Below are 25559 nucleotides of genomic sequence, written 5' to 3' on the forward strand. Positions count from 1 at the left end.
CCTCGCGACGAGTGTCCGATGCACACCCTGAAAATAAAAAAGATAAGCTAATCAATATAGCGACTAAAAATATATTACGCCGGGTTCGCAAGGCTCTTTCCACCTTAAGTTAAATTAATATCATTACAAAAAACAGGCATTTATTTCTTCAATAAATAATTAATCAAAGCTTATTGTTTTCTGCAACAGAATGTATATTCTGCGCCAGAACGATATCGGATTAATCCGAAGATTATACCACCTGCATTATTACAACATTCGCAACTTTGTGACGGTTAATCATGGAAAAAAAACGTCTTAGCCAGCTGATCTCTCTGCTGGTCGCTACAATGGCAGTACAGGGGCTGCTGTCTACTCAGGCTTTTGCCGTATCTGATTTTATTATCGACGATGCGCAAAACAGCAGAACGATCACCGGTTCGGCTCCACTGGTTCATATCACCGAAACCGGCTCCGTGACCGCGGTTCAGGACTCCGCACTGACTGTGGATTCAGGTGCGACGATCACGACCCTGAACAATGACGGTACAATTACCGGCTACCACGCGATTAATAACCTGGGCACAATCGAGAATTTAACAAACGCAGGCACGATCACCTCAAACATAAATAATATTAACTCGCTCCCGGAGGAATCAGGGGCAATTTATAATAGCGGCACGATTGGTATATTGCACAATATCGGCACACTTAAAACTGAGAACAATAACGGTTTTGGCAATGCAGGTATTCTCAACCGTGGCACAATTCATAGCATTATTAATGATGGACAAATTAACAGCAATGTGTTCGGCATTAATAACCAGGGCGCAATTGATACCATTGAGAACAATGGTCAAATCACGGCTGATGTCTTCGGGATCCTGAACAACAGCAATAATAATGCCGTTATTAGTACCATCACCAATAACGGTGGGATCTCGGCCAGCAACTTTGGTATCTACTTTGTCAGTTTCAACAACCAGAACGCAACAACGACCATCGTTAACAATGGTGAGCTAAGTGGCGGTATATATGCCCTGTATGTCCAGGCCAATAATATCCTTAACCTTAACGCCAATACAGACGTTACCCTGATCAATACCAATCTGATCAAAGGTGATATTTATACGAATAGCAGCACGCCATTAAAAATCAACGGCGGGACACTCACTACCGGGGTTCTGACGGGTCAGAATGGCATTGGCACACTGACCAGCGCCAACGCTGACGTTATCTTCGGAACCGGCTCCCTGCTGTTGAACGACAATGTGGTTGTCCCGAATGGAACTGTGCAAAACAGTGCGGCCTCACTCCAGGTAAACAGCCCGGCCCAGATCACGGGGAATTACCACCAGAACGCTGCCGCAACCCTGGTTTCTGGCGTATCTGACTTAGCAATCTCAAACGGTAGTATCGCCTCTGATGCAGGGTATGGTCGCCTGAATGTCACGGGTAATGCCATTGTGGATGCAGGTTCTCACGTCAATCTGCTGCGCACCGGCACGACATACAAATTCGCCGAAGGTCAGCGTTATGTGGTGATTAGCGCGGCAGGCGCCAGTACCGATTATCACGCCGATAAGCTGAACTATAAAGCCGTTGGCTATCGCGGCGCGGTAAACGGCTCTGTCTACGAAGACGGGGCTAACAAGGCTCTGGTCTTAACGCTTGGCGCAGCACCGTCAACCACTACGCCAATCGTCACTCAGCCTACAGCGCCTGGCATATTGATACCATCACAACCCGCAGAGCCCTCTCAGCCCGCGCCAGTGGCGAGGGCCGGATGGGCAACCACCCCAACCGCTACCGCGGCACTTGGCGGGCTGTCAAACTACTCGGGTATTGCGTCACCGCAACTGTTGAACCTCTTTAACGCGTCGTTAGCGCTCGAAGGTAAACAAGAAGCTAACCGCGTTGGTGAAAGCTTGTCTCCTGCCCAGAATATCAACACCAGCACCGCGGCAACCGTAGCGACATCAACCGCGCAGTCGGTGGTTGGGGCGCACATTGATGCTGTTCGCAACCCCGCCAGCTCTGGCACAAGTGGGGTGGCAACGGGTGATGATTACAGCAGTAACTGGATCGTCTGGGGCCAGCCGTTTGGCGGCTATGCACGCCAGGACAGCAGCAGTGATGTCAGCGGCTATACCGCGAAATTTGGTGGCCTGATCCTCGGTGCTGACCGCTCGCTGAATGACGACTGGCGCATGGGTGCTGCGGTCAACTACAGCAACACCTCGGTACACGGGAAAGACAGCCTGAGCGGCAATACCTCCACTGCGGATAACTACGGCGTCATTGGCTATGCAGGTTACACTGGCAATCCGTGGTATCTGAACCTGTCAGCAGGCCTCAACCGCCAGAACTATGACTCTGTTCGCCGCGCTGATTTCACCGGCTTCTCCGGGACGGCAAAAGGTAAGTTCAATGGGCAGTCAGTGACGTTGCAAACTGAGTTTGGCTATCCATTTACCCTGCCTGCCAGCGTAGTGCTGACGCCACTGGCCAGCCTGACTTATGGCTATCAGCATGTTGATGGTTACAAAGAGTCGGGCGGAAACGGTATGGCGCTGGATGTCGGCAGCACACACTCGCAGTCTGTTGTCAGCGATATGGGGGCTCGCATTGAGAAAACCTTTGTGACCGGAATTGGCAACCTGACACCATTTGCACAAGTGTCCTGGCTCCATCAGTACGATAACCGTCAGGTGAGCAGTCGTGCCTCGTATGCAGCAGACACTGTTGGAGAAACCAGCTTTATCACCAAAGGCGCTTCGCCGGTAAAAGATATGGCGGGTGTGGCTATCGGGAGCACGCTGTATGAAGCGGATGCACTGAGCTTCGACGCGCGTTATGACTTGCAGGCAGGCGATCGCTACCAGGCTCACACCTTCAGCTTACGCTTACGTAAAATGTTCTAAGCGGTATTGATGAAAAACGGGGCCATCGTTGCCCCGTTTTTTATTTACTCTCCGGCCTCCGGCATTCAGGCTTTTAAACTGATCCCTGTCTCTGCCAGTACACCCATCTGGCTGTACATAGCGCATGCCGCACTGACGATGGACATCGCCATTGCGGCCCCACTTCCTTCGCCAAGGCGCAAATCCAGGTAGAGATACGGTGTTAGGCCCAGGTGCTCCAGCGCCCGTTGCGACCCTTTCTCCGCCGAGAAATGCGACGGGATACAATAGTGTTTGGCTTCAGGGGCTATCTGGCACGCCGCTATTGCCGCGGCACAGGAGAGAAAACCGTCCAGCACAACGGGTAAGCCGCACGCTGCAGCGCCTAAGATCACGCCCGTCATCCCCACCAGGTCATACCCTCCCACCTTCGCCAGGACGTCGACCGCATCGGCTGCATCAGGTTGATTGACGCGGATCGCCTGGCGGACGATGCCCTCTTTATGCTGCAATTTATCGTGAGGCAGATTCGCGCCAATCCCGACCACCTCGTGCGGATCACAGCCGCTTAATACGCTGATGATCGCCGATGCTGGAGTAGTGTTCGCCATCCCCAGCTCCCCCGTACCAAAGACAGAAATACCGTCATCCGCACGTTTTTTTACCAGACGGGCCGCCGCCAGCAGCAGGTGTTCAGCCTCTTCGCGCGACATCGCCGGCCCCTGCGCGATATTCCCACTTCCCCTGCTCACTTTCAGGCTCAGCATGTCCTCAATCGGCTCACCGTCGATGCCAATATCCACCGGCAACACCGACGTCTGGTTCGTTTTTGCGAGGGCACATACGCCAGAAATGCCTTTCTGCATATTGAGCGCCTGCAGATAGGTCACCACTTTCGGGCTTACCGTCACACCTTCGTCATACACGCCATGATCGGCACACATCACGATAATCTCTTTATTCAGTGACTCAAGCTGAAACAGCCCCGGCATCCCGGCAAGCTGGATAGCCAGTGTCTCGAGGCGTCCCAGGCTGTTAAGCGGTTTAACCAGCCCATCAATATGTTTCGCCGCGACAGTCTGTTTATGTTCGTCCAGGGGACGGATCGCGGCCACCAGCGTCTGCATTGTTTCCATTATTGTTCTTCTCTCTCTTCAGCCTGAAATACGCTTCTGTCATTAAAACTGCGCAGCACCATAAACCCGCCACGATTGTCGACCCTCGTCCAGGCATCCTGCTTAAACGGAAAATGCCACATAGCTTCGAGCGGCATGTTCAGCCATGTCGCCAGCAGCAGGCTCAGAACCCCCTGATGCGCCACAATCAGGACGTCGCCAGGTTCCTGTAAATTCAGCAGCTCGTGCGCAACCTCTTTTACCCGTTCGGCAAACCGGGGAAACGGCTCACCGTCTCCTGGCGTGGCGTTTTGCCAGTCATCGAGCCAGTCCTGCCACGCTTGCGGCGTGCTTTCAGCGATCGTGCTGTAGTGGCACATTTCCCAGGAACCAAAGTCCAGCTCATTCAACCGCGCATCAGGCTGAAAAACACCCTCAGGAGCAATCAGCCGCGCGGTGTGCTGCGCACGCTGAAGCTGGCTTACCAGAATACGGTTAAACGTAAGCTCAGCCAGATACCCGCCAATCCGCGTACTTTGCTCAATCCCTTTTTCGGTCAACGGCAAATCCGTACTGCCGTAAAACAGGCCGCTTTCATTGGCGGCAGTTTGCCCGTGACGAACCAAAAATAAGCGCATGGTTTACACCCACAGTAAGGCAAGCAAAAACACAATTTCACCGCACTCTTCCAGCGCCCCCAGGGTATCCCCTGTCTGTCCGCCTAACCGGTTGCGCAGGTAACGCACCATGCCAAATATCACCAGGAAACAGACCAGAAATGCCGCCAGTCCATGCAACCCCGCAATCAGCCAGACAGCAGCCACGCCAATCCCGAGCGTCATCGCCGCCTCACGGAAGGTGATTTGACCAATGAATAAATTACCCAACCCCTCAACGTCGCGGGCATAACGCTGGCCATACATCCCCAGCACCAGTACGGAACGTCCCGCTATCGGGGCGCACATCAGCAGTGAAAACAGTGCCGTCGCCGGAAGGTGCGACAGCCCAATCACCGCGAAGGTCTTGATCAGCAAGCAGAAGATTAGCGCCAGCCCACCAAATGTCCCAAGACGACTGTCCTTCATGATCTCAAGCATGCGCTCGCGCGTCCGGGCGGAAAAAATACCGTCACAGGTATCCGCAAGCCCATCCAGATGAAACCCGCCCGTGAGCACAACCAGCGCCAGAACATAACCTATCGCGCCAATATATATTCCCCCGCCCGTCTGGCTCACAACGAGGGAAAGTACTGCCGCCAGTGCCCCCACCACCGCACCGATAACCGGGAAGAAGGTAATACCGCGCCCTAAATGACGAAAATCGACGCCATCGGTCCATTTTGCCGGAATGGGGATCCGGGTCATCAGGCGCATCGTTGCCCATAACATGTTTAAGCGCATTTTATTTTTACTCCAATCCCCGATACCACCAGCCACACGTCCTGTGCCGCTCTCGCCAATTTTTGGTTCACGCGGCCTGAAATATCCACAAAATGGCGTGCCAGGCGATTCTCCGGGGTGATACTCATACCAAGTTCATTGGTTACAATAAAAATCGGCGCAGATGCCTGCTGACAGGCGGCGATTAGCGCATCAACCTGCTCATGCAAAGCGATCTCCAGCGCTGAAAAATCAAGCGTTTCTGGGTCTGCGCCCCCGGAAATATCATAGAGCAGGTTAGCAAGAAGAGTGGTCATACATTCGATCACCACGCCCTCTCCTGGCTGCACCTGATGAAGAATCACGTCGCCGACATCCCGATATCCTTCCCAGGTGCGCCAGTGTGCGGGACGCTGAGCGCGATGCCTGTCGATACGCAGAGCCATCTCTTCGTCCGTCACCGTTGAGGTCGCAATATACAAAACGCGTTCGCACTGCGTGGCGGCCAGCTGTTCTACATGTGCACTTTTTCCGCTGCGCGCACCGCCCGTGACTAAAATCATCCTGTTATCTCCTGATGGTCACGCATGATCTGGTAAATTCTTTCAATATCAATGTGTTCGCGCATGGCGTGAGACAGGAGATCAAACTGACGGTTCTTATAATCCGCATAACTCCCGCCATCGCCGAGGGCGGGCAACCCCTTACGTGTTCGCAGACTGTCGACGAACGCCCGCGTGAACCTGTCATTATCAAACAGCCCGTGCAGATAGGTTCCGAATACCTGCCCATCCTCGCTCATCGCGCCTTCAGCAACCTGTCCACCGTTTTTTTGCAGCACTAACACCGCATGATCGTCACCGCTTAACCACGTTTCACCCATATGGATCTCGTAACCCTGTATGCTCATGCCGGAAAGCGACGCCAGCCATCCGGGCAGCGACGCGGCCATTTCCCCGCGCACCTGTACGGTCGTTTTCACGGGTGCAAAACGTGTCGTGGTCGTGAGTAAGCCAAGCCCCGGCATTCTGCCCAGACCTGACTCAACCTCGTCAGTCAGGCTTTCGCCCAGCATCTGATACCCGCCACAAATGCCCATCACCGGTACGCCACGACGGTGGTGTTCCAGTACGCGTTGGGCGAACGCGGTCTCCCGGAGCCAGATAAGATCGCCAGGGGTATTTTTGCTGCCAGGCAGGATGATCAAGTCCGCATCGTGAAGCTGGTCCGGGTGGCTGACGTAGTGAACGCGCACGTCGGGTTGTGCCGAGAGCGCATTAAAATCGGTGAAATTAGCAATATGAGGAAGTTGCACAACGGCGATGTTGATATCGCGCTTTTGGGTCCGTTTTACGCGTTGTAATACAACTCCGTCCTCTTCTTCGAGGTCAATCTCCAGCCAGGGCATCACCCCCAGCACGGGCACACCAGTGAGGGATTCAATCTGCTCCAGGCCGGAGGAGAGTTGCGCCACGTCACCGCGAAACTTGTTAATGATGACGCCTTTCACCCGCCAGCGCTCATGATCCTGAAGTAACGCCAGCGTGCCGTAGATTGCGGCAAACACGCCACCACGATCGATATCGGCCACCAGAATAACCGGGCATTGCGCCATCCCGGCCATCCCCATGTTTGCGATATCCCGGTCACGCAGGTTGATCTCAGCCGGGCTTCCCGCCCCCTCCAGCACCAGGATGTCATACTCCTGCGCCAGGCTGTGGTAGACCGACGAAATTTGCGCCTGCAAATGCGGCTTGTAATCGTGATAACTGGCGGCATCCATATTGCAGGCCACCTGTCCCATCAGAACAACCTGAGCCTGGCGATCGCCACCCGGCTTCAGCAATACGGGATTCATCCTGACATCGGGCACGATACCTGCGGCTTCAGCCTGGAAAATTTGCGCCCGCCCCATCTCTTTGCCATCCGGAGTGATACCGGAATTCAGCGCCATGTTCTGGGATTTGAACGGCGCAGTCCGCCAGCCATCCTGATGGAAAATACGGCACAGCCCCGCGACAAGAACACTTTTGCCAACATCGGAAGCCGTCCCCTGCAGCATAATTGCCTGCGTCATCACATCTCCTGAGTTCCCTTACGGCAAGGCGCTCAGCTTATCACTACCAGCCTCCAGCCCAACACTATCGTTGCGCTCACGATGGTGATAACAGCGGCGAGATGCAGCAGGAAATCCATCGGATGGATATCAACTGGATGGCAAAAGTAGAGCAGCGTTAACGCCATACAAGCCACGCCCGCCCCCGCGGCAGCAAGCGTCCGCAGCGGGTATAACGCCCTAGTGCGCCGCAAATAACCAATGACCAGCAGCATCATCGGGGTACTGACTGTCATCATGAAAGCGAAGCAGTTGGCCTCATCGGCAGCGTGAGCCTGAACCGGCGTGACGCCGAAACTGGACAATGCTCCCACCAGCCACAGCAGAATCAGCGGGACAAACCAGCGCCAGCCCAACGGCTTACGCCCGGCAATACTCAGCAAAAATGCATTTCTGATCGCCATGACGCCCATCACGAAGGTCAAAGCCAGTTGCAACACGGCATGCCACGCCCCCGACACAGACCAGTCCGTGGCGACTCGCTGCACCAGCAGACTCCCCAGAACGCCGCAAGGCAGCGCCATCAGTATCCATGCCAGTACGCGCCAGCCGTCAGACCAGGGACGTTTGACCGGCCTCGCTTCGCGGCTGAGTTTCTCAATTAACCTGTCATGATCGACCATGATTCGCTCCCATGCGGCGAAGATTCGTTAATGCTCTGTGGAGTAATGATTTCACGGCAGCAATACTCAGATTGTGGCGCGCAGCAGCCTCTGCGAGGCTCATTTCCTGGAGGTGAATATGCTCCACAATTTGCCGCTGACGCGAAGGAAGTTGCGCTAATATCAGCGCCAGTTCTTCTTCCCGGTCCTGATGCTCTGTATTGTCTGGCACGGGCACAGCAAACGCATTCTCATCATCTGTCTCGCGCTGAAGAGAGCGCCCACGACGACGTAATGCATCAACGGTGCGGGCCTGTGCAATCGCCATTAACCACGGCAAAAATGGAAAGGCAGGATCGTAGGTATGGCGTACCCGATGCACCGTCAGCAGAACCTCCTGAATGACATCGTCAACCAGTACGTTATCGGCGATCTGCTTGCGGACAATCACCCGAATGGCGGGAACAATCGCCCGCAACAAACGCGTATAAGCATCACGATCACCCGCCTGAGCCAATGCCATCAGCGCGGGCCAGGCCTCACGCGGCGCGAGGCCGTTATCCATATTTCGCCACGACCCACTCCCTCATGCTTTTTTACCGGACGCCTGATTCAGGGCGTTCACCACAATCGACGGGGTCAGGACCTGGGGCAGCACTTTTGGCGCACTGCCGTCCGCCGGATAGACCACATACAGCGGCAATCCCCCCTGCCCGAACGCATTCATCGCGTCGTCGATATCCGCATTAAACTTCGTCGAATCTGCAATCATATAAACCGTTCCGGTACGGGATATGGCCTGTTTTACCGCCTGCGTGGATAACGACGTTCGGTCGTTGACCTGGCAGGTAATGCACCAGGAGGCGGTAAAATTCACGAAAATAGCTTTGCCATGCCCGCGCATCTCCGCCACGGTCTGCGGCGACCATTTTACCTCTGTGATACTTTCCACACCTGGACTGTCCTGCGTCGACGACTGGGTATGCATTACACCCGGTAACGGGGTGATAGCCGCCAGAAACAGCACCACCGTGACCGCCAGCAGGGCTTTATACGAATGACCTATCAGACGTCTGCGCTGAGCAATGCCATACAGCCAGGCGGTGAAGCTCACCACCACGGCGCAGGCCAGCATCGCCGCCAGCGCCGTGGTTCCCGCCTGCTGCGCCAGTACCCACACCAGCCAGGCAAAGGCGCCGAACATCGGGAATGCCAACCCTCGCTTGAGAATATCCATCCATGCGCCGGGCCGTGGCAGGCGTTGAGCAATAACCGGGAACAGCGAGATCAGCGTAAAGGGAGCGGCAAAACCGAGGGCCAGCGCCAGGAAAATCCCCAGCGACGCAATGGGCGGTTGTACCAGCGCATAGCCCACTGCACCCGCCATAAAGGGGGCGGAGCAAGGGGTGGCAACCACGATAGCCAGCGCCCCGGTTAACGCTGAGCGGAAAAATGCCCCGCGCCCGCCGACGTCAATCTCCCCGGCCCGCTGGAGAGTCAGCCCAACCTCAAACACGCCCAGCAGATTCAGGGCCGCACCTAAAATAATCAGCGCCAGGATGGCAATCACCAGCGGTGACTGAAGCTGGAATCCCCAGCCCACCGCCGTTCCCCCGGCACGCAATGCCAACAGCACAGCGGCCAGCGCCATCATGGTAAAAATGACGCCGAGTAAAAAGCCGCCCCCTTCCGTCCGGGCACTGGTGCTGTTGCCCTGATGGCGCAAGATCCCCAGCGCTTTGAGTGAAATCACCGGGAAGACGCACGGCATAAAGTTGAGAATAATGCCGCCCACAAAGGCGGCAAGAATGGCTGTTAACATAGCGGCGAACCCCGACGGCTAAATTACGAGTGTGATTTCGCGTACTGTTTCACGGCATCCATCGTTTTCTGGATATGCGCATCCGGGTTACGGTCAGTGTAGCTCAGCAGGATTTTGCCATCGGGTGCGATGACAAATGAAGTCCGGTCGGAAACCGTTTTACCATTCATCTGCATCAGCGTTTCGTACTCTGCAGCCACTTTCGCACCAGGGTCGGCAGCCACTGCAAATTTATCCCTGCACTCCAGTTTCGAGAACTCGTCAACCTGGTCAACATTCCCGGCCGTCACGCCCACGACGGTCGCCCCCAGTTTTTTGAAATCATCCGTCGCTTCAGCAAAAGCATGAGCTTCCAGGGTGCAACCTTTGGTAAAGGCCGCCGGGAAAAAGTAGAGCACGACCGGCCCTTTTTGCAGCGCCTGCTGTAAGGAGAAGGTCAACGGCTTGCCGCCAAGCGCGCCCTGCAAACTGAAGTCCGGGGCTTTTGCCCCCGCTTCCAGCGCCGCGTTTGCGCTCATCGCAACTAATGAAAGACTCAATACAACGGCAGTAGACAAGGTTTTCAAACGTTTCATGGTCAGCTCCATCAGGGAAAAAACATGCTCTATGAATAATAGTTCGCACGCTAACCCCCGAAGGTTTCGCTCGCCCATAAAAAAACATCCGCAAGGGTCGCTTGCGGATGTCCGGGAAAGGAAAGGAAGACGAATGTGTATTACTTATCCTTCTCCACCATCAGTGGTTCGATATCGCTCTCTTTCTTCACCACCAGTGAATCATCCCCGCGCAGACAGGTCCCACCGTAGTTCCCACCGACGGTAAAGGTGCAAACCTGAATGTACTTGCCATCCACGTTGGGTAAACACCACAACTGCTGGTAGATATTTTTGCGATCGACAAATTTGCCGCTGGATTTATCCAGTAATTCATCCTGAGGGCTGATCAGATCGATATTACTGCCGCAGCGGCCCGCGATCGGTTTGACGGCGTAACCGGTTTTTTTCAGCAGCTCGTTAACCTCAAAGTCGGTATCCAGCAGATAACGGTGGTTCGGGAAGAGCTGCCACAGTACTGGCAGAATCGCTTTGTTACCGGGAATAACCGTCCACAGCGGTTCAAATACCAGCACTTCAGGGCGCAGCAGGACATCGATCAGCCGCACTTCGTTTTGCGGATGCCCCGTACGGATTGGGACGGCGGCATATTCCGTTTCACTCACCTCACGGATCTGCTCTATCGCGGTTTCCCACGCCCAGGTTTTCCACACGCAGTTCACATGGCGGCCTTCGTCATCAATTAACTGTCCGGCGGCATCCCAGCTTAGCGCCCCCAGGCCATGCAAAATTTTGGTCTCAAATCCGGCCTGCATAAGCGAACGCTGGATAAAGAGCGCGTGATAATCCTCTTCAACATCGTTGTCCTGCATGATGTGTACAAACGGACGGGCATGGCTGTGCTTCCACGCACCGGTCAGTTCTTCCAGCAACCCTTCGGCCGGGTTATGGCCGGTTCCGCGATAGCCGTTTTTCACCCACTCTTCGAGGATCAATCCCCCCTCGGTATGACAGGATGCTGAATCTGCGTTGTACTCATATACCTTCAACCCACGTTCATCCATACAGAAATCCATACGACCGGTGATCATATGGTGGCGACGCCACTGCCAGGAGAGGCGCAGACGCGGCCAGAGGATTTTCGGGATATCGAAAAGCGCCAGTAAGTTATCGTCTTTCAACACCTTGTCCGTCGCATGCAGATACATCAGGTGCAGTTCGTTGGTCGCTTTGATCAGCTCCTGCTCAGCGCTTTCAGTAATGGTGAAATACTGGCAAGGATCTTTATTGATAACATGGCCGTTTGCACGAACATACGCCTGCTGGAGCGCGTCGTTCTCATTTAGCCATTTGCCGTCGAACTGACGTTTATTCTTCAGGCGTGCCCCGCCAATTTTCAGCAGTTCACCGTCGATTTGTGGCTGCGGCAGGCTGTGTTCGGTGTTGTCGGTCTGGATCATCCAGCCCAGAATGCTGGTATCCGGGAAGGTGTCATGGAGCGTATAGCAGCCATCTTCAACGGATAAACGCAGCTCGCGCGTCCACTGCTGACCGACAGGCAGCGGGGAGTGCAGTACGTTCTGCTCGGCAACACGGACTTTATCGCCCATCAGTTGGGTAATAACCGCCACGTGGCCGGTCTCATGAAATTCCCCGCCCTTCTGCCAGATAAGCAAGGCTCCGGCTTCCGGCGCACGTTTTGAACCGTTAGCAAATGCCTGTAATGGCAGAAGGTTATCATTCACCACTTCACGCAGGAAACGGAGCGAGAAGATCTCCCACGCCATGCCGACATCGGTAAAAACGAAACCATAGTTGAGGAACAGGAAGCGGCGTGCGAACTCGACGCACTGCCATTTATGGCCCATGTATTCGTTGCCGATATAGCTACGAAACTCGGCATCTTCCGGGTAGTTCCGCGGATCGAGGCTGCCATAATTTGAAGAGTAAATCGCCACGCCACCCGGCGCATAACCTAACAACGTTCCAAATGGAGCGTCACTGCTTAACTTTGCTTTACGCATGGTTCCAACCCAAAACAGGCAGGCGGCAATATTATGAAGGTTGTCGTCGTCTGCACGTTGTAATTAACCTGACAGAGGTGGATTTATCATACACCTGCGTGGCAAATTATTCGCAGCAACAATAATCAAACGACGATAAATCACACCATCAGGAGTCAACATGAGCTTACAGGCGCAACAGCTTGAGTGGGGCCACGGCCCACATACCTTTGAGGTTTTCCTGGAACCTACCTGCCCTTTCTCGGTTAAGACATTCAATAAGTTAAACGCGTTTCTGGAACAGGCGGGTGAAGAGAACGTTACGGTTAAAATCCGTTTACAGTCCCAGCCCTGGCATCTGTTTTCCGGGGTTATTGTCCGCTGTATTCTGGCGGCATCAACATTACCGGATGGTAAAGCGGCGGCGCACAAGATCATGCAGGCAGTGGCCGATCATCGTGAAGAGTTTGAGTTTACCGACCACTGCAGCGGCCCAAATATGCAGGCAACACCGGAAGAAATTATCGCGCGGATTGAACGTTACAGCGGCGTGCAGGTGGCAGACGCGTTTGCTCGGCCGGCGCTGCAAACCGAGATCAAATGGCACTGCAAATACGCCCGCCAGAATGGTATTCACGTCTCTCCGACGTTTATGGTTAACGGTCTGGTGCAGGCGGATTTAGGCAGCGGTGATGACGTAGGCGTGTGGGTGAAACGGGTTCTGGGTTAGTTCGTTCCCAGAAGGTTCTCCTCATCCCAACCCTCTCCCTTAACAGGAGAGGGCATTGTCTGCTCACACTTTAAAAAGCCAACACGCCGCAAAGTGCCCCGGCGCGATCTCCTGCATTGCGGGCTCCTGCGTCTGGCAAACGGGCATAGCATGCGAGCAGCGACTGCAAAACGTACAACCAGGGATAGCCGACATCGGGCCGGGGATCTCCCCCCGTAGCGTCGCCTGCTCAAGGTGACGAATGCGCGGATCAGGCTGCGGGATTGCCGCTAACAGCGCGCGCGTGTAAGGGTGCGCCGGGTGCTGGTACAACGTGTTCGCCGGGGCAACTTCCACCAGCTTCCCGAGATACATCACCCCGATACGGCTGGAAATATGACGCACCATCGACAGGTCGTGCGCGATAAACAGATAAGTCAGCCCCAGCTCCTGCTGAAGATCCTGCAAGATATTCACAACCTGCGCCTGGACAGACACATCGAGCGCCGAGAGCGGTTCATCGCACAGGACAAATTCAGGACGCACCGACAGCGCACGGGCAATGCTGATACGTTGACGCTGCCCGCCACTGAACTCATGCGGGAAGCGTTGCAAATGCTCTGGTTTTAACCCCACTTTATAGAGCAAGTTTTCCGTGCGTTCCCGCTGGGCCTCTCGGCTGTACCCGTGAATTTGCATCGGCTCAGCCACCAGTTGCTGAACGGTCATACCAGGGTTAAGAGAGGAGTACGGATCCTGGAAAATCGCCTGCATGCGTTTGCGTAGCGGCTTAAGCTGCTTTTCGCTGGCCTGCGCAATTTCCTGCCCATCAAAATGGATTTCGCCAGAGGTGATATCAAACAGCCTGAGCAGCGCGCGTCCGAGGGTAGATTTACCGCACCCCGATTCGCCCACCAGACCAAAGGTTTCACCACGCTGAATATCAAAGCTCACACCATCAACGGCTTTCACGGCCACGCCTTTACGCAGCAACCCACCGTTAACCGGATAATGTTTACGCAACTCCCGTACGCTCACTAATGGAGAGTGTTGCTCGCTCATGCCTGAACCTCCTTATCTGCCCATAACCAGCATGCGGAACGATGCCCTTCTTCCACGCGATAAAACGGAGGTTGCCGCTCACACTGCGGCATTCGTTTTGGGCAACGCTCGGCAAAGGGGCAACCCGGCGGTGGGTTAAGCAAGCCGGGCGGTGTGCCTTCAATCGGCGACAAACGGTGGTTCAGCTCTTCGGGGCGCGGCAATGACGCCAACAGCCCCTGGGTATACGGGTGAGCAGGCTGATAAAAAATATCCTCAACGCTGCCCTCCTCCATGACCAGCCCGCCATACATCACCACGACACGGCTGCACACCTGTGCAACCACACCTAAATCGTGGGTGATCAGCAAAATAGCGGTCTGGGTCTGCTGTTGCAGGCTTTTCAGTAAACGCAGGATCTGCGCCTGAATGGTCACGTCCAGCGCGGTTGTCGGTTCATCGGCGATCAACAGTTTAGGCTGACACGAAAGCGCAATGGCAATCATCACGCGCTGGCGCATCCCACCACTGAACTCATGGGGGTATTGTTCGAATCGACGCGCGGCATCCGAAATCCCAACCTGTTCCAGCATGGCAATGGCCGCTGATCTGGCCTCTTTCTTTGCCAGCCCTTTATTACGCACCAGGATCTCCGTCATCTGCTTGCCGATGGTGAGCACCGGGTTCAGGGCGGTCATTGGATCCTGAAAAATCATCGCAATATCGTTACCACGAATGGCACGCATTTGCTGCGGCGTTTTCTGCGCCAGATCGTCATTCTGAAAACGAATGCTGCCGCCGGTTATCCGTCCGTTGTTGCCAAGCAACTGAATAATGGACTTACAGGTGACACTTTTACCGCACCCGGATTCTCCCACAATGCCGACAAGCTCCCCTGGCTGTACATGAAAGCTCACACCTCGCACGGCATGAACATCGCCATCGCGCGTACGGAACGTGGTTTGCAGGTTCTGAAGTTCTAATAAGTTATTCATCGCGGTTCGCTCCTGGCTCAAAAGCCGTACGGAACACATCGCCCAGCACGTTAAAACTGAACACCGTCAGCAGAATCAAAATACCGGGGAACATCGCCAGCCAGGAGGCTTCGCCAATGTATGACTGTGCATTGTTGAGCATACTTCCCCACGATGCCGCAGGCGCTTGTACGCCAAGACCGAGGAAGCTGAGCGTCGATTCCATCAAAATGGCAGACGCGATATTGAGCGTGGCGGCGACAATAATGGTTGGAAGCACGCCGGGAATGATATGGCGCACAATGATACGCAGCGGGTGTTCACCCGACGCACGGGCGTAAAGCACATACTCACGCTCTTTCACCGACAGGGTTTCAGCCCGCACCAGGCGCGACATATTCATCCACGTCAGCAGACTGATGATCAGGATGATGTTATCCACGCCTGGCTTGAGGTAGGCATTCACCACCAGCAGCAGGAAAAACGCCGGGATCGCCATCAAAATATCAACCGCACGCATCATCAGATTATCGAGCCAGCCGCCGAAATAGCCGCTGACTGTCCCCACGATAGTGCCAATCAGCGTCGAAAAGAGCATCGCCAAAAAACCGACCATCAGGGAGATTTGCCCGCCGTAAAGGGCTCGGGTGAAGTAGTCCCGTCCGTATTCGTCCGTCCCAAACCAGTGCGCGCCGTCAGGCGGTAACGTGCGTGCGACCAGTGACATTTGATCGGGATCGTAAGGACTTAACCCCGCACAAAGCGCGGCAGCGACGAAAATAAAGAGTACCAGCAGGGAAAACTGCGCCGGACGATTGCGGCGCAACTGGTGGCGAACTTGTTGCCAGCGTCTGCTCATCCGGGGTTACCTCAGTGTACGAATGCGGGGATCGGCGAAGCGATAAAGCACGTCGGCGATCAGGTTGCCCACGATCAGCATCATCGATGAAAGCATGATGATCGCCATGATCAGCGGGTAATCCAGCGAGGTGATCGACTGGATCCCCAGCAAACCCATACCTGGCCAGGAGAAGACGCTTTCCGTCACATACGCGCCCACAACCAGTTCACCAAACGACAGTCCAAACAGCGTAATCACCGGTAGCAGCACGTTTTTCAGCACATGGCGGAACAGGATGCTGGAACGCGTTGCGCCATAGGCAAGCTGAGTTTGCACGTAGTCGGCAGAAAGCTGAGAGATCGTATTGGAGCGGATGTAGCGCACGTAGCTGGAGAGGTTATAAAAGGTCAGCGCGATGCACGGCAACACACCGTGACGCACTACATCCAGCCAGTTGTCATCCATGCCGATCGTGCGCATCCCCATACTGGGAAACCAGTTAAGCTGCACAGCAAACACGGTAATCAACAAAATCCCGAACCAGAAGATGGGTACGGAGATCCCGATATAGGCGAACAGATTCAGAATATGATCCAGCCAGCGATGCTTAAATGCGCCCGCCAGCAAGCCCAACGGGATCGCCAGAACGATCGCCATAAGCAGAGATGCGCCCATCAGCCCTAATGTGGCCGGAATGCGCTCACCAATCATCTCCAGTACCGGACGATGGTAAATCAGAGAGTAGCCCAGATCGCCCTGCAACACGTTTTTGAGCCACAGGGCGTATTGTGTCACCAGCGGCTTGTCCAGCCCCATGCTCTGGCGAATGCGCTCGATGTCTTCCGGAGCCATGCGCGGCGTAATGTAGGCCGCCACCGGATCACCTGGCGCGAGTTTGACCAGCAAAAACGCCACCAGCGAAATAAAGAAAAGCATCGGTAGCAGTTGCAGCAACCGACGCGTCAGTAATGTGTTCACGACAAGCCCTTACACGACTTACTCATACAAAAGCCCCGGCCAGATGACCGGGGCAATAGCTTATTTTTGGTAGATTTTTGACAGATCCTGGAACAGGTATACAGGCTTAGGTTCGGCTTCCTGCGTACCGCCAAAGCGTTTATCCACAGCAACAGTCGCGTTGGTATAAGCGATGGGGTAGTAAGTCATCTCATTGGCGACGGTTTGCTGAATTTGCTTATAAATTTCAGCACGTTTCGCGTTGTCAGTTTCAATCGCACCTTTGTCCCACAAGGCGTCGAACTGCGGGTTCTTATAGTGCGCGTAGTTGTAGGCTTCGTTGCTCATAAACAGCGATTTATAGCCGTCTGGCTCAGCGCCCATAATGTAACCCCCGAGATTAAGCTCCCACGCAGTGTTGTTCATATCCAGGCTGCGCTGAGACATGGCGTTGGAATCCAGCGGCATCAGCTCGATGTTGACCCCTATGCCCTTCAGTTGCTGCTGAATATAAAGCGCCATGCTCTCCTGAGTTTTGTTGGTGTTCACATAGGCCAGGCGCAGCTTCAGGTTCGCCGGCGCGCCGGAGGCTTTCAGCAGATCTTTGGCTTTCTGCTGGTTGAAAGCGTACTGCTCAACGTCGTTAGTCTGATACAGGGTATCCGGCGTCAGGAATGACGTTGCCGGTTTAGCGTAATCCAGCGAGGTGAATGCCGTCTGGGTCAGCTCATCTTTATTGATGGCGTAGGCAATCGCCTGACGTAGCTCTTTGCTTTTCATGACCGGAACGTTCTGGTTAAACGTCATGTAAGCCAGACGCCCTTCCGGATAGACCACAAAGTCGAACTTGCCGGTGTTTTTCAGGCGCGTGACGTCCTGCGGGTCAACCATCTTCAGGTTGATCTCGCCGTTTTGCAGCGCCAGGTTTGCCGCATTGCTGTCTTTGGCTAAACGGTAGGTCACGGAATCGAGCTTCGCTTTCCCGTTCCAGTAATCATCAAAGCGGGTCAGCGCATAGTACTGCCCGGCCCGGTACTCTTTAAACCTGAACGGCCCGGAACCCACTGGCGCATCGTTTTTAGTGCTCTTTTCCAGGTCGCTTTCACCGGCAAAGATGTGCTGCGGGATCGGGTAAATTTGTACCAGCGTTCCGGTAAATGCGGCACTCACCTGCGGCAACGTGAATTTCACGGTACGGTCGTCCACTTTACTCACTTCTACCGGTTTTCCACCGTAAGTGAACATACTGCGGAAGAAGCTATGCTGTTTGGCATCGAGCAATTTATTAAAGGTGAAGACCACATCGTCAGCCGTCAGAGGCTGACCATCCTGCCATTTCAGATTCGGTTTTAACGTCAGGGTGTAGCTCAGGTTATCCGCCGAGGGCGTCAGGCTTTCAGCCAGACCCCATTCGATTTTGCCGTCGTTAAAACTGTAGAGAGGAGCATAAAGCGCCTGCATGATCGTCAGGGTTGTGCGGTCACTGGCGTACAGTGGGTTAACCGCTAACGGGTCGCCAGAGGTAATGCCGATGATCAGAGCCCCCCCCTCTTTCGGCGCATCGTTTTTCGCGGCTGGCGCATTTGCCGTCTCTTTATTTTTCGCATCATCACAGCCTGCCAGACCTAACGCGAGCGATACTACAACTGCCGATAACAGAAGCTTACGCATCTCACTAACTCCTTGCCCGATAAAGTTTTATTACTACTACGTTGTCTTTATATCTGAGCATCATATGCAGCTTTGCGTGAATCCGCATTAATAATGAAAATGCGATTTTCGATTAAGCTTATACCGAATTTGATATATATAAGCGCCAGAAGGAATAGCCGCGACGCTATTGCGCTCACAACGTTAAAGGGTTCACAGATCTCCTGCTACACTGCCTCAACACATCACTCAAAAGGCAGACCAACATGTCCGACAACACCTACCAGCCACCAAAAGTGTGGGAATGGAAACAGAACAACGGCGGCGCGTTCGCCAACATCAACCGCCCGGTTTCCGGCGCAACCCATGAGAAAGAGTTGCCTGTTGGCACGCATCCCCTTCAGCTTTATTCCCTGGGGACACCCAACGGTCAGAAAGTCACCATTATGCTGGAAGAGCTTCTGGCACTGGGAGTGACAGGGGCTGAGTACGATGCGTGGTTGATTCGTATCGGTGAAGGCGATCAGTTCTCCAGCGGTTTTGTTGACGTGAACCCGAACTCGAAAATTCCGGCACTGCGCGACCATTCAACAACCCCGCCAACACGCGTATTTGAATCCGGCAACATTCTGCTCTACCTCGCGGAGAAATTTGGTCACTTCCTGCCAAAAGATCCGGCGGGCCGTACCGAAACCCTGAACTGGCTGTTCTGGCTGCAAGGCTCCGCGCCATTCCTCGGCGGAGGTTTTGGTCACTTCTATAACTATGCGCCAGTGAAGATTGAGTATGCGATCGACCGCTTTACGATGGAGTCTAAGCGTCTGCTGGATGTGCTGGATAAACAGCTGGCACGCGGGCGTTATGTCGCAGGTGAAGAGTACACTATTGCGGATATCGCAATTTGGCCATGGTTCGGCAACGTTGTTCTTGGCAACGTGTATAACGCTGCCGAGTTCCTGGACGCAGAGAAGTACACCAACGTCCTGCGTTGGGCGCAGGATGTCGCCCATCGCCCGGCGGTGAAACGCGGTCGTATCGTTAACCGGACCTTCGGTGAGCCGAGCGAGCAGTTACATGAACGCCATGCGGCAAGTGACTTCGATACGCATACCGAGGATAAGCGTCAGGGCTAATGTACAGACAGTGCCCTCTCCTCACGGGAAGGGCCAGGAGTGAGGGGGAACATGCTGCGTCAGTGGTCATTCCGTTCACCTTACGTTCCATGCATCTCTGTCACCACATAAGTCGTGAACGTGCCAGGGTGGCTCAATCGCCATTCTGGCAACCCAGGCTCCCGGCGGAAATCCGCCGCTACGCGGTTCCTTCGGCTTTTCCTTGCACCTCGCCCCGGCCTACAGGAAACGCCTCAGCGATTTTCAGCCGGACCAGGGCATCGCGGTAATGCTTTTGTTCTATTAAGCTTCTGGTAAGAAAATTCGAGAGTCGCACTCAGCAAAATCGCAACGCTTTGCAGGATCACCCTCCAAACCCCGCATCACGTAATATCTTTTTTGCCTTTTCCGACTGTAAAAAATCCGCCAGCCTTTGCGCCCGGGGCGTGATAAGCGCGAATGCATACTCCGCATGCGGGTTAAACGGCGCGGGGATCGGCACGATCGTCAGCCCGTCAATCTGCCGTAGTTTGCCTGCATAACTGGCATAACCAATGAACAGATCCGCCTGGCCACTGTGAATGATCCATTCTGCGGCCAGTTTTCCCGCCGGAACAGGAGCAGATTCTCGCCCACCAACCAGCGCCTGAGCGCGGTTACGGGCAGCGTCCCCCGCGTTACCCATACGATCAAACAACACCTGGGTGTAATCCCCGGAAGGATCGGCCCCAGCCGTGGAGGTGGCGATCCGAATGTCGTCACGGGTGAGGAGCGAAAGCCAGTCGTCACCTGCACGCAACACATCACTGCGCACGGTCAGGCACAATGTATTGCGGGTAAATGGCACAACAGCCAAAGCATCGAGTGCCTGCGGGTGAGCAAGATTAGCTGAGGCAAACAGATCACAAGGTTCACCGGCTTCAATACGTTCTCGTAACAAGCCAGCAGGGCCGAATACGGTTTCAACCGGTTCAGGAAAATTCGCCATGAGCTGCGGCCATACGCCCCGTAAACTGCCTGCCGCCAGCACGCGCATCAGTCAATGCCCTGGTAGTTTGTGCGGTAGAAACGTTGATACCAGTCATTCGCCACTTTATGCATATCAACGTCCTTAAATTTCTCCGGGTAAAGCTTTTTCGCCATCCACAGCTCACCGATACCCATCGCTTCCGGCATTGGGTAGCCCCAGGCTTTAGCGTAATCCGGCATCAGATAAACACGGTGATTTTTTACCGCGTCGATCACCTGCCACTGCGAGCCGGAATTAATCTCCCCGACGACAGAAGGATAACGATCCTGCACAAAGATCACCTGAGGGTTCCAGGCGATCACTTGCTCCATCGCCACGGTTTTGAAACCCTGAATGGTGGCAGCAGCCACGTTCACTGCACCTGCGTGCGCCATCATTAATCCGGTGTATTTACCTGAACCGTAGGTGGTGAGTTCCGGGTTGGCCATGTAGGCGCGAACGCGCTTATCAGCGGGGATATCTTTCAGACGGTCACTGACCATCTTGCGCCCCTTGTCGGTGGCCTCGATCAGCGCTTTGGCTTCAGGTTGTTTATTGACGATCTCACCAATCAGCGTGATCCCCTCGCGCAACCCGAGATCGTATGCCTGCTCTTCGTCGGCCATGGTTGGGTTCAGTTTGGCTTTTTCGCCTGCGGCGTCGTGACGCAGGGAGATGGCGACCACGGGAATGCCGAGGCTGCTGATTTTATCGATCATCTCCTGCGGTGCATAGTTGGTGACAAAGACCACCTGGGGCTTTAGCGCCACCAGTTTTTCCGGGTCGACATGGGTGAGATCGCCCAGCGCCGCTTTCTGATTCAGCTCCGGTGCAAGACGCGCATAGCCGTCACCCAACTGCTGTTTCCAGTTCGCCATCACACCGACGATTTTGTCCGTGGCGTTCATTTGCACCAGCAAGTTCAACGTCTGATGCTGGAGCACAACGACGCGGTCCACTTCATCAGGGATCGTGACGGTGCGACCAATCTGGTCCGTTATCTGGCGAGATGCCTGGGATGATAACGGGAGAAAAATCAGTACGCTAAATGCGACTGCCTGCCAAAAGCGCTGTTTCATAATGTCCTCACATTTTCGTTATGCAAATCATTATACAGCGATGGGTAATTGAAGTCGTGGTGTGCTTTGGGGGTAGGTTTACAGGGCATTATTAGCCTATCGGGTATTCAGATGCACTGGCAGACTGCCCCCCAATGTTTGATTGATCACTACAAGGAACCGTTATGAAATACCTCAAAGTCACCCTTCTTTTCACCGCGCTTATCGTTTCTTCTTCCGGTATGGCGATGGATAAGACCGCTGCCGGGGCAGTTGCGGGAGCGACTATCGGCGCGATTACAGGCAAAGATGTGAAATCCACCGTTGGCGGCGCGGTCGTTGGTGCGGGTGCGGGGGCAATGTTCAAAAATGGCGATAAAGGAAAAGCAGCACGTAAAGGCGGTGCGATTGGCGCTGCCGTTGGTGCAGGTGCTGCCGCGGTTACCGGCAAAAGCGTGTTAAAAGGTGCAGCAGTTGGAGCAGGTTCTGGTGCATTGATTGGTGAAGTGACGCACTAACGCTTCAGGCCGGGTTTTCCCCGGCCAGGAGTATCGGCTAAAAGCCCCGAAAAGACGGCTTTCCCCCGGTAAAAACGCTATTTTCACGCCTTATCGCAAATCACTCTCTTTTTTCAACATCGTATTTACAACGACCCACTAAACTGGCAAGAATCACACTTATTTTCTTAAGAAAATTCTCATGTCAGAACAGGCGCTGAAACAGCAGATCCAGAATCTGAAAAAGCATAATGCCCGGCTTGCCAGGCTGGCGCGTGACGCCCGTAGTAAGCTCAGCGCAGCCCTGGACGGTACGGGCTTGTGCCTGTGGCAGCTCGACGTACCAACGGGAAAGTTGATTATCTATAACCGTCGCTGGGGCTCTATGCTCGGTTATCAGCCGAAAGAGCTGAGCGCACAGTTTGAAGTCTGGCGCGATCATTTGCACCCTGATGACAGGCAGATGGTGCTGAATGCTTTCTACGATCACCTGCATGGTAAAACCCCTTTTTATGAAGCACTGCACCGGATGCAGCATAAAAACGGCAAAATCACCTGGGTACTGGACCGGGGTCGCGTCAGTGAATGGGATGAACACGGAACCCCCCTTAAGGTGACCGGAACCCATATTGATATGACCAAAGAGAAGCAGTACGAAGAGCAACTCGCCATGCTGGCCAACCACGACCCGCTAACCGGGCTTGCCAACCGTCACGCCTTAGTCAAACATTTCGAGGCATTAAAAAATTCAGGGGCGCTCTGCGTGGCATTTATTGACCTGGATGATTTCAAAACGGTGAACGATACTTTTGGGCATCGTAGCGGCGATGAACTGTTAATTCAGCTCAGCCATCGGTTACGCGAAAGCTGCCCGCAAGGGAGTATCGTCGGTCGTCTGGGTGGCGATGAGTTCGTGCTCTTGTTACCTTTCCCGCTCTCCAGTCTGCTGGTGAATAGCGCAGCGCACAGTTGCCTGCGGGCAGCACTGATGCCCTTCGAACTGGATAACGGGCAAGCGCGGGTGGGCGCCTCGATTGGGATTGATGAGGTGCAGTGGCAGGATGATTTTGTCAATGCACTCAGGCGCGCCGATCAGTCGATGTACCAGATTAAACACACCGGGAAAAACGGTGTGGCGATTGGTTCAACGCTGATCTCTATTTCCCGCACCGGAACAGATGACTGAAACTTACCCTTCCAGACGGTAGCCCGCCATAAAATAACGCAGCGCAGCACTAGAGTGACTTTCCCGGAAGAAGTCCATCACCATGTCTCTGTCCAGCCCGTAACGGCGGGTTAAAATACCGGCTTCCCACGCGCTAAGTTGCCGATCGCCGGTCTTCTCAAACATGCGGTGCGAAAAACCCAGCACAAATCCGCGCTTATAATCGGAACAGAAATGCGCCACATTTTTCGCGGTATCAGCCTGCACTGCGTGCATCCCCGCCATCAGTCCTTTACCAAAATGGTTTTCCATCGTTATGCCCCCAATCGCTATATAGTAAATTATATAGCGATATTTTGAGCGGTGGCTAGTGCTATTTAAGGCCGCACAAGGCGGCCTTTAGAGGAGGGAAATTTAGAAGGAGACCCAGTCGTCCGGCGCACCTGCCGTTTTGACACGGGCTGGCGTCTTGAGGGGCGTTGCGGCTACCACACTTTGAGGCTCTTGTGCAGAAAGACGGAATTTTTGCACTGAACGCTGCAACTCCTCCGTCTGACGTTCCAGGGCTGACGCCGCGGCAGAAACCTGCTCCACCAGCGAGGCGTTTTGCTGGGTGACGCCGTCCATCTGGCTAATCGCCACACCGACCTGCGAAATGCCTTTGCTCTGCTCTTCGGATGCCGACGCAATCTGCTTCATGATGGTCGTCACTTCGGTGACAGCCCGCAGAATCGCTTCCATGGTCGTGCCCGTGTCACTCACCAGCTTAGCGCCCTCTTCCACCCGGTTAACAGAATCAGCAATCAGCCCTTCGATCTCTTTTGCCGCATTCGCACTGCGGCTCGCCAGATTCCGGACTTCACCGGCCACCACGGCGAAACCGCGACCCTGTTCACCGGCTCGTGCCGCTTCTACTGCAGCGTTGAGTGCCAGGATGTTGGTCTGGAAAGCAATGCTGTTAATGACGGTGGTGATTTCCGCAATTTTCTTCGAGCTGCCGGAGATACCGCTCATAGTGGTGACAACGTCGTCCACCAGTGAGCCACCACGACTGGCGGTTGTTGAAGCGACATCTGCCAACTGGCTTGCCTGACGGGCGCTTTCAGCATTCAGTTTCACCGTTGCCGTCAGTTGCTCCATGCTGGCGGCGGTCTCTTCCAGCGCTGCGGCCTGCTCTTCGGTTCGCGAAGAGAGATCGTTGTTACCGCTCGAAATCTCCGTCGCACCGCGCCAGATATTTTCGCTACCGGAACGGATCGTGCTAACGGCTTCGCGCAGGCTATCCTGCATCGCACTTAACAGCGGTACGAGCTGTCCCACGCAGTTGCGACCAAAAGGTACAATCGGCTGGCTGAGATCGCCCTGCGCAATATTGCGGAAGTGTTCACGAATACGGTCAAGCGGTTTTACCAGCATTGCGACCAGATAACGGTCGGTGAACAGCAGGATCAGCAGACCAACAATGGTGGCTGTGATAATGACCGTCCGGGTCATGCTGGTCAGGCTGTCAACCACCACGCGGGTGCTGTCGAGCGTATTCCCTGCTGCGGTATTGAAGCTTTCAGCAGCAGCGCCAAACGCACGGCTCAGTGGAGGCGTCACGTTATTAGCTTGCTGGCGATATCCCTCAAGTGAGCCTTGTTGCGCTTGCTGCATCTGAGGTGTAATTCCCTGTTCGAGCAACGCCTGCCAGCTACTAATCACCTGTGCGGACACCTGCTCATCCATAGGACCTGGAGAGATGGACTTCATCTGTTCCAGTTTCTTACTCATGTTATCCAGCGCCTGCTGGGCCGAAGCCAAATCCGGCGTGCCGCCTGCCGCTTTGGCCTCCATCGCGCGACTCAGACGCGTAACAAAACGAAAATACTGATCGTTACCCTGGCTCAATATCGTCATCTGTTGAACCAGTTGTCTGTCAACCTCGTTACCGTCTGTAACCCTGGAAAGTGACCAGGTGCTGTAGAGTCCTACACCTGCCCACATCAAACAAAAGAGACCCAAAATCGTCAACATGACGAACCGAATCGTAAAATTACGAAGCATTTGCATAGTGTGTTCCTTGCCGTTAGG

Annotated in this window: 24 protein-coding genes; 5 read left to right on the forward strand and 19 right to left on the reverse strand. The window is 54.5% G+C overall.

Features of this window, described 5'->3' with window-relative positions; translation table 11 throughout:
* Positions 1 to 281: 281 nt before the first annotated feature.
* Entirely contained in the window at positions 282 to 2903 is a 2622-nt protein-coding gene (locus HV346_RS19260; RefSeq protein WP_181620773.1) for an autotransporter domain-containing protein, read from the forward strand.
* A gap of 65 nt (positions 2904 to 2968) precedes the next feature.
* On the opposite strand, the gene cobT is transcribed toward HV346_RS19260, so the two are convergent.
* From cobT to gss, 10 genes are all read right to left on the reverse strand, one after another.
* Entirely contained in the window at positions 2969 to 4018 is a 1050-nt protein-coding gene (cobT, locus tag HV346_RS19265; protein WP_181620774.1) for a nicotinate-nucleotide--dimethylbenzimidazole phosphoribosyltransferase, read from the reverse strand.
* A complete protein-coding gene (gene cobC, locus HV346_RS19270) occupies positions 4018 to 4635 on the reverse strand; it encodes an alpha-ribazole phosphatase (protein ID WP_181620775.1) in 618 nt (205 codons plus the stop codon). Before cobC ends, cobT begins: the two co-directional genes overlap by 1 nt.
* A gap of 3 nt (positions 4636 to 4638) precedes the next feature.
* Positions 4639 to 5397, reverse strand: a complete 759-nt coding sequence (cobS, locus tag HV346_RS19275; RefSeq protein ID WP_181620776.1) for an adenosylcobinamide-GDP ribazoletransferase — start codon at positions 5395 to 5397, stop codon at positions 4639 to 4641.
* On the reverse strand, positions 5388 to 5939 hold the full coding sequence (cobU, locus tag HV346_RS19280) for a bifunctional adenosylcobinamide kinase/adenosylcobinamide-phosphate guanylyltransferase (protein ID WP_181620777.1): 552 nt from the start codon (positions 5937 to 5939) through the stop codon (positions 5388 to 5390). Before cobU ends, cobS begins: the two co-directional genes overlap by 10 nt.
* Positions 5936 to 7453, reverse strand: coding sequence for a cobyric acid synthase (locus HV346_RS19285; RefSeq protein ID WP_181620778.1), 1518 nt, complete (start codon positions 7451 to 7453; stop codon positions 5936 to 5938). The genes cobU and HV346_RS19285 overlap by 4 nt, the downstream gene beginning before the upstream one ends.
* 32 nt (positions 7454 to 7485) lie before the next feature.
* Positions 7486 to 8115, reverse strand: a complete 630-nt coding sequence (locus HV346_RS19290) for an NrsF family protein (protein WP_181620779.1) — start codon at positions 8113 to 8115, stop codon at positions 7486 to 7488.
* Entirely contained in the window at positions 8102 to 8659 is a 558-nt protein-coding gene (locus HV346_RS19295) for a sigma-70 family RNA polymerase sigma factor (protein ID WP_181620780.1), read from the reverse strand. Before HV346_RS19295 ends, HV346_RS19290 begins: the two co-directional genes overlap by 14 nt.
* 21 nt (positions 8660 to 8680) lie before the next feature.
* Positions 8681 to 9916, reverse strand: a complete 1236-nt coding sequence (locus HV346_RS19300) for a thioredoxin family protein (protein ID WP_181620781.1) — start codon at positions 9914 to 9916, stop codon at positions 8681 to 8683.
* A 23-nt stretch (positions 9917 to 9939) separates the two neighbouring features.
* Complete coding sequence (locus HV346_RS19305) at positions 9940 to 10491, reverse strand: peroxiredoxin (protein WP_181620782.1); 552 nt, start codon at positions 10489 to 10491, stop codon at positions 9940 to 9942.
* Positions 10492 to 10631: 140 nt separating this feature from the next.
* Positions 10632 to 12494, reverse strand: coding sequence for a bifunctional glutathionylspermidine amidase/synthase (gene gss, locus HV346_RS19310; protein ID WP_181620783.1), 1863 nt, complete (start codon positions 12492 to 12494; stop codon positions 10632 to 10634).
* A 160-nt stretch (positions 12495 to 12654) separates the two neighbouring features.
* Here gss and HV346_RS19315 point away from each other — a divergent pair, with 160 nt between their 5' ends.
* Entirely contained in the window at positions 12655 to 13203 is a 549-nt protein-coding gene (locus HV346_RS19315; protein ID WP_181620784.1) for a thioredoxin domain-containing protein, read from the forward strand.
* A 63-nt stretch (positions 13204 to 13266) separates the two neighbouring features.
* Here the strand turns inward: HV346_RS19315 and HV346_RS19320 are convergent, their stop codons facing one another.
* Genes HV346_RS19320 through HV346_RS19340 form a run of 5 tightly spaced genes read right to left on the reverse strand, consistent with a single transcriptional unit; the run spans position 13267 to position 18666 of the window.
* Positions 13267 to 14244, reverse strand: a complete 978-nt coding sequence (locus tag HV346_RS19320) for an ABC transporter ATP-binding protein (protein ID WP_181620785.1) — start codon at positions 14242 to 14244, stop codon at positions 13267 to 13269.
* Positions 14241 to 15218, reverse strand: a complete 978-nt coding sequence (locus HV346_RS19325) for an ABC transporter ATP-binding protein (RefSeq protein WP_181620786.1) — start codon at positions 15216 to 15218, stop codon at positions 14241 to 14243. Before HV346_RS19325 ends, HV346_RS19320 begins: the two co-directional genes overlap by 4 nt.
* On the reverse strand, positions 15211 to 16056 hold the full coding sequence (locus tag HV346_RS19330; protein WP_181620787.1) for an ABC transporter permease: 846 nt from the start codon (positions 16054 to 16056) through the stop codon (positions 15211 to 15213). The genes HV346_RS19325 and HV346_RS19330 overlap by 8 nt, the downstream gene beginning before the upstream one ends.
* 6 nt (positions 16057 to 16062) lie before the next feature.
* Positions 16063 to 17016 (reverse strand): ABC transporter permease, encoded by a 954-nt coding sequence (locus HV346_RS19335; protein ID WP_181620788.1) that lies wholly within the window; start codon positions 17014 to 17016, stop codon positions 16063 to 16065.
* A 60-nt stretch (positions 17017 to 17076) separates the two neighbouring features.
* Positions 17077 to 18666 carry an ABC transporter substrate-binding protein gene (locus tag HV346_RS19340; protein WP_181620789.1) on the reverse strand — a complete coding sequence of 530 codons (1590 nt, stop codon included), beginning with the start codon at positions 18664 to 18666 and terminating at the stop codon, positions 17077 to 17079.
* Positions 18667 to 18911: 245 nt separating this feature from the next.
* Between HV346_RS19340 and yghU the strand changes: the two genes are divergently transcribed.
* A complete protein-coding gene (yghU, locus tag HV346_RS19345) occupies positions 18912 to 19778 on the forward strand; it encodes a glutathione-dependent disulfide-bond oxidoreductase (protein WP_181620790.1) in 867 nt (288 codons plus the stop codon).
* Between the two features lie 343 nt (positions 19779 to 20121).
* On the opposite strand, the gene HV346_RS19350 is transcribed toward yghU, so the two are convergent.
* Both HV346_RS19350 and HV346_RS19355 read right to left on the reverse strand, forming a co-directional pair.
* Positions 20122 to 20793, reverse strand: coding sequence for a molybdate ABC transporter substrate-binding protein (locus tag HV346_RS19350; RefSeq protein WP_181620791.1), 672 nt, complete (start codon positions 20791 to 20793; stop codon positions 20122 to 20124).
* Entirely contained in the window at positions 20793 to 21845 is a 1053-nt protein-coding gene (locus HV346_RS19355) for an ABC transporter substrate-binding protein (RefSeq protein ID WP_181620792.1), read from the reverse strand. The genes HV346_RS19350 and HV346_RS19355 overlap by 1 nt, the downstream gene beginning before the upstream one ends.
* A gap of 164 nt (positions 21846 to 22009) precedes the next feature.
* On the opposite strand from HV346_RS19355, the gene HV346_RS19360 reads away from it, so the two are divergent.
* Positions 22010 to 22342 (forward strand): glycine zipper domain-containing protein, encoded by a 333-nt coding sequence (locus HV346_RS19360; RefSeq protein ID WP_181620793.1) that lies wholly within the window; start codon positions 22010 to 22012, stop codon positions 22340 to 22342.
* Positions 22343 to 22523: 181 nt separating this feature from the next.
* A complete protein-coding gene (locus HV346_RS19365; RefSeq protein WP_181620794.1) occupies positions 22524 to 23507 on the forward strand; it encodes a sensor domain-containing diguanylate cyclase in 984 nt (327 codons plus the stop codon).
* A gap of 3 nt (positions 23508 to 23510) precedes the next feature.
* On the opposite strand, the gene HV346_RS19370 is transcribed toward HV346_RS19365, so the two are convergent.
* Together HV346_RS19370 and HV346_RS19375 are read right to left on the reverse strand one after the other, a co-directional pair.
* Entirely contained in the window at positions 23511 to 23798 is a 288-nt protein-coding gene (locus tag HV346_RS19370) for a DUF2623 family protein (RefSeq protein ID WP_181620795.1), read from the reverse strand.
* Between the two features lie 102 nt (positions 23799 to 23900).
* Positions 23901 to 25538: a methyl-accepting chemotaxis protein gene (locus tag HV346_RS19375; protein ID WP_181620796.1), complete on the reverse strand. Its 1638-nt coding sequence runs from the start codon at positions 25536 to 25538 to the stop codon at positions 23901 to 23903.
* Positions 25539 to 25559 lie beyond the last annotated feature (21 nt).

Origin of the sequence: Enterobacter sp. RHBSTW-00994, from assembly GCF_013782625.1 — a bacterium.
In the GTDB taxonomy this organism is placed as follows: Bacteria; Pseudomonadota; Gammaproteobacteria; order Enterobacterales; family Enterobacteriaceae; genus Enterobacter.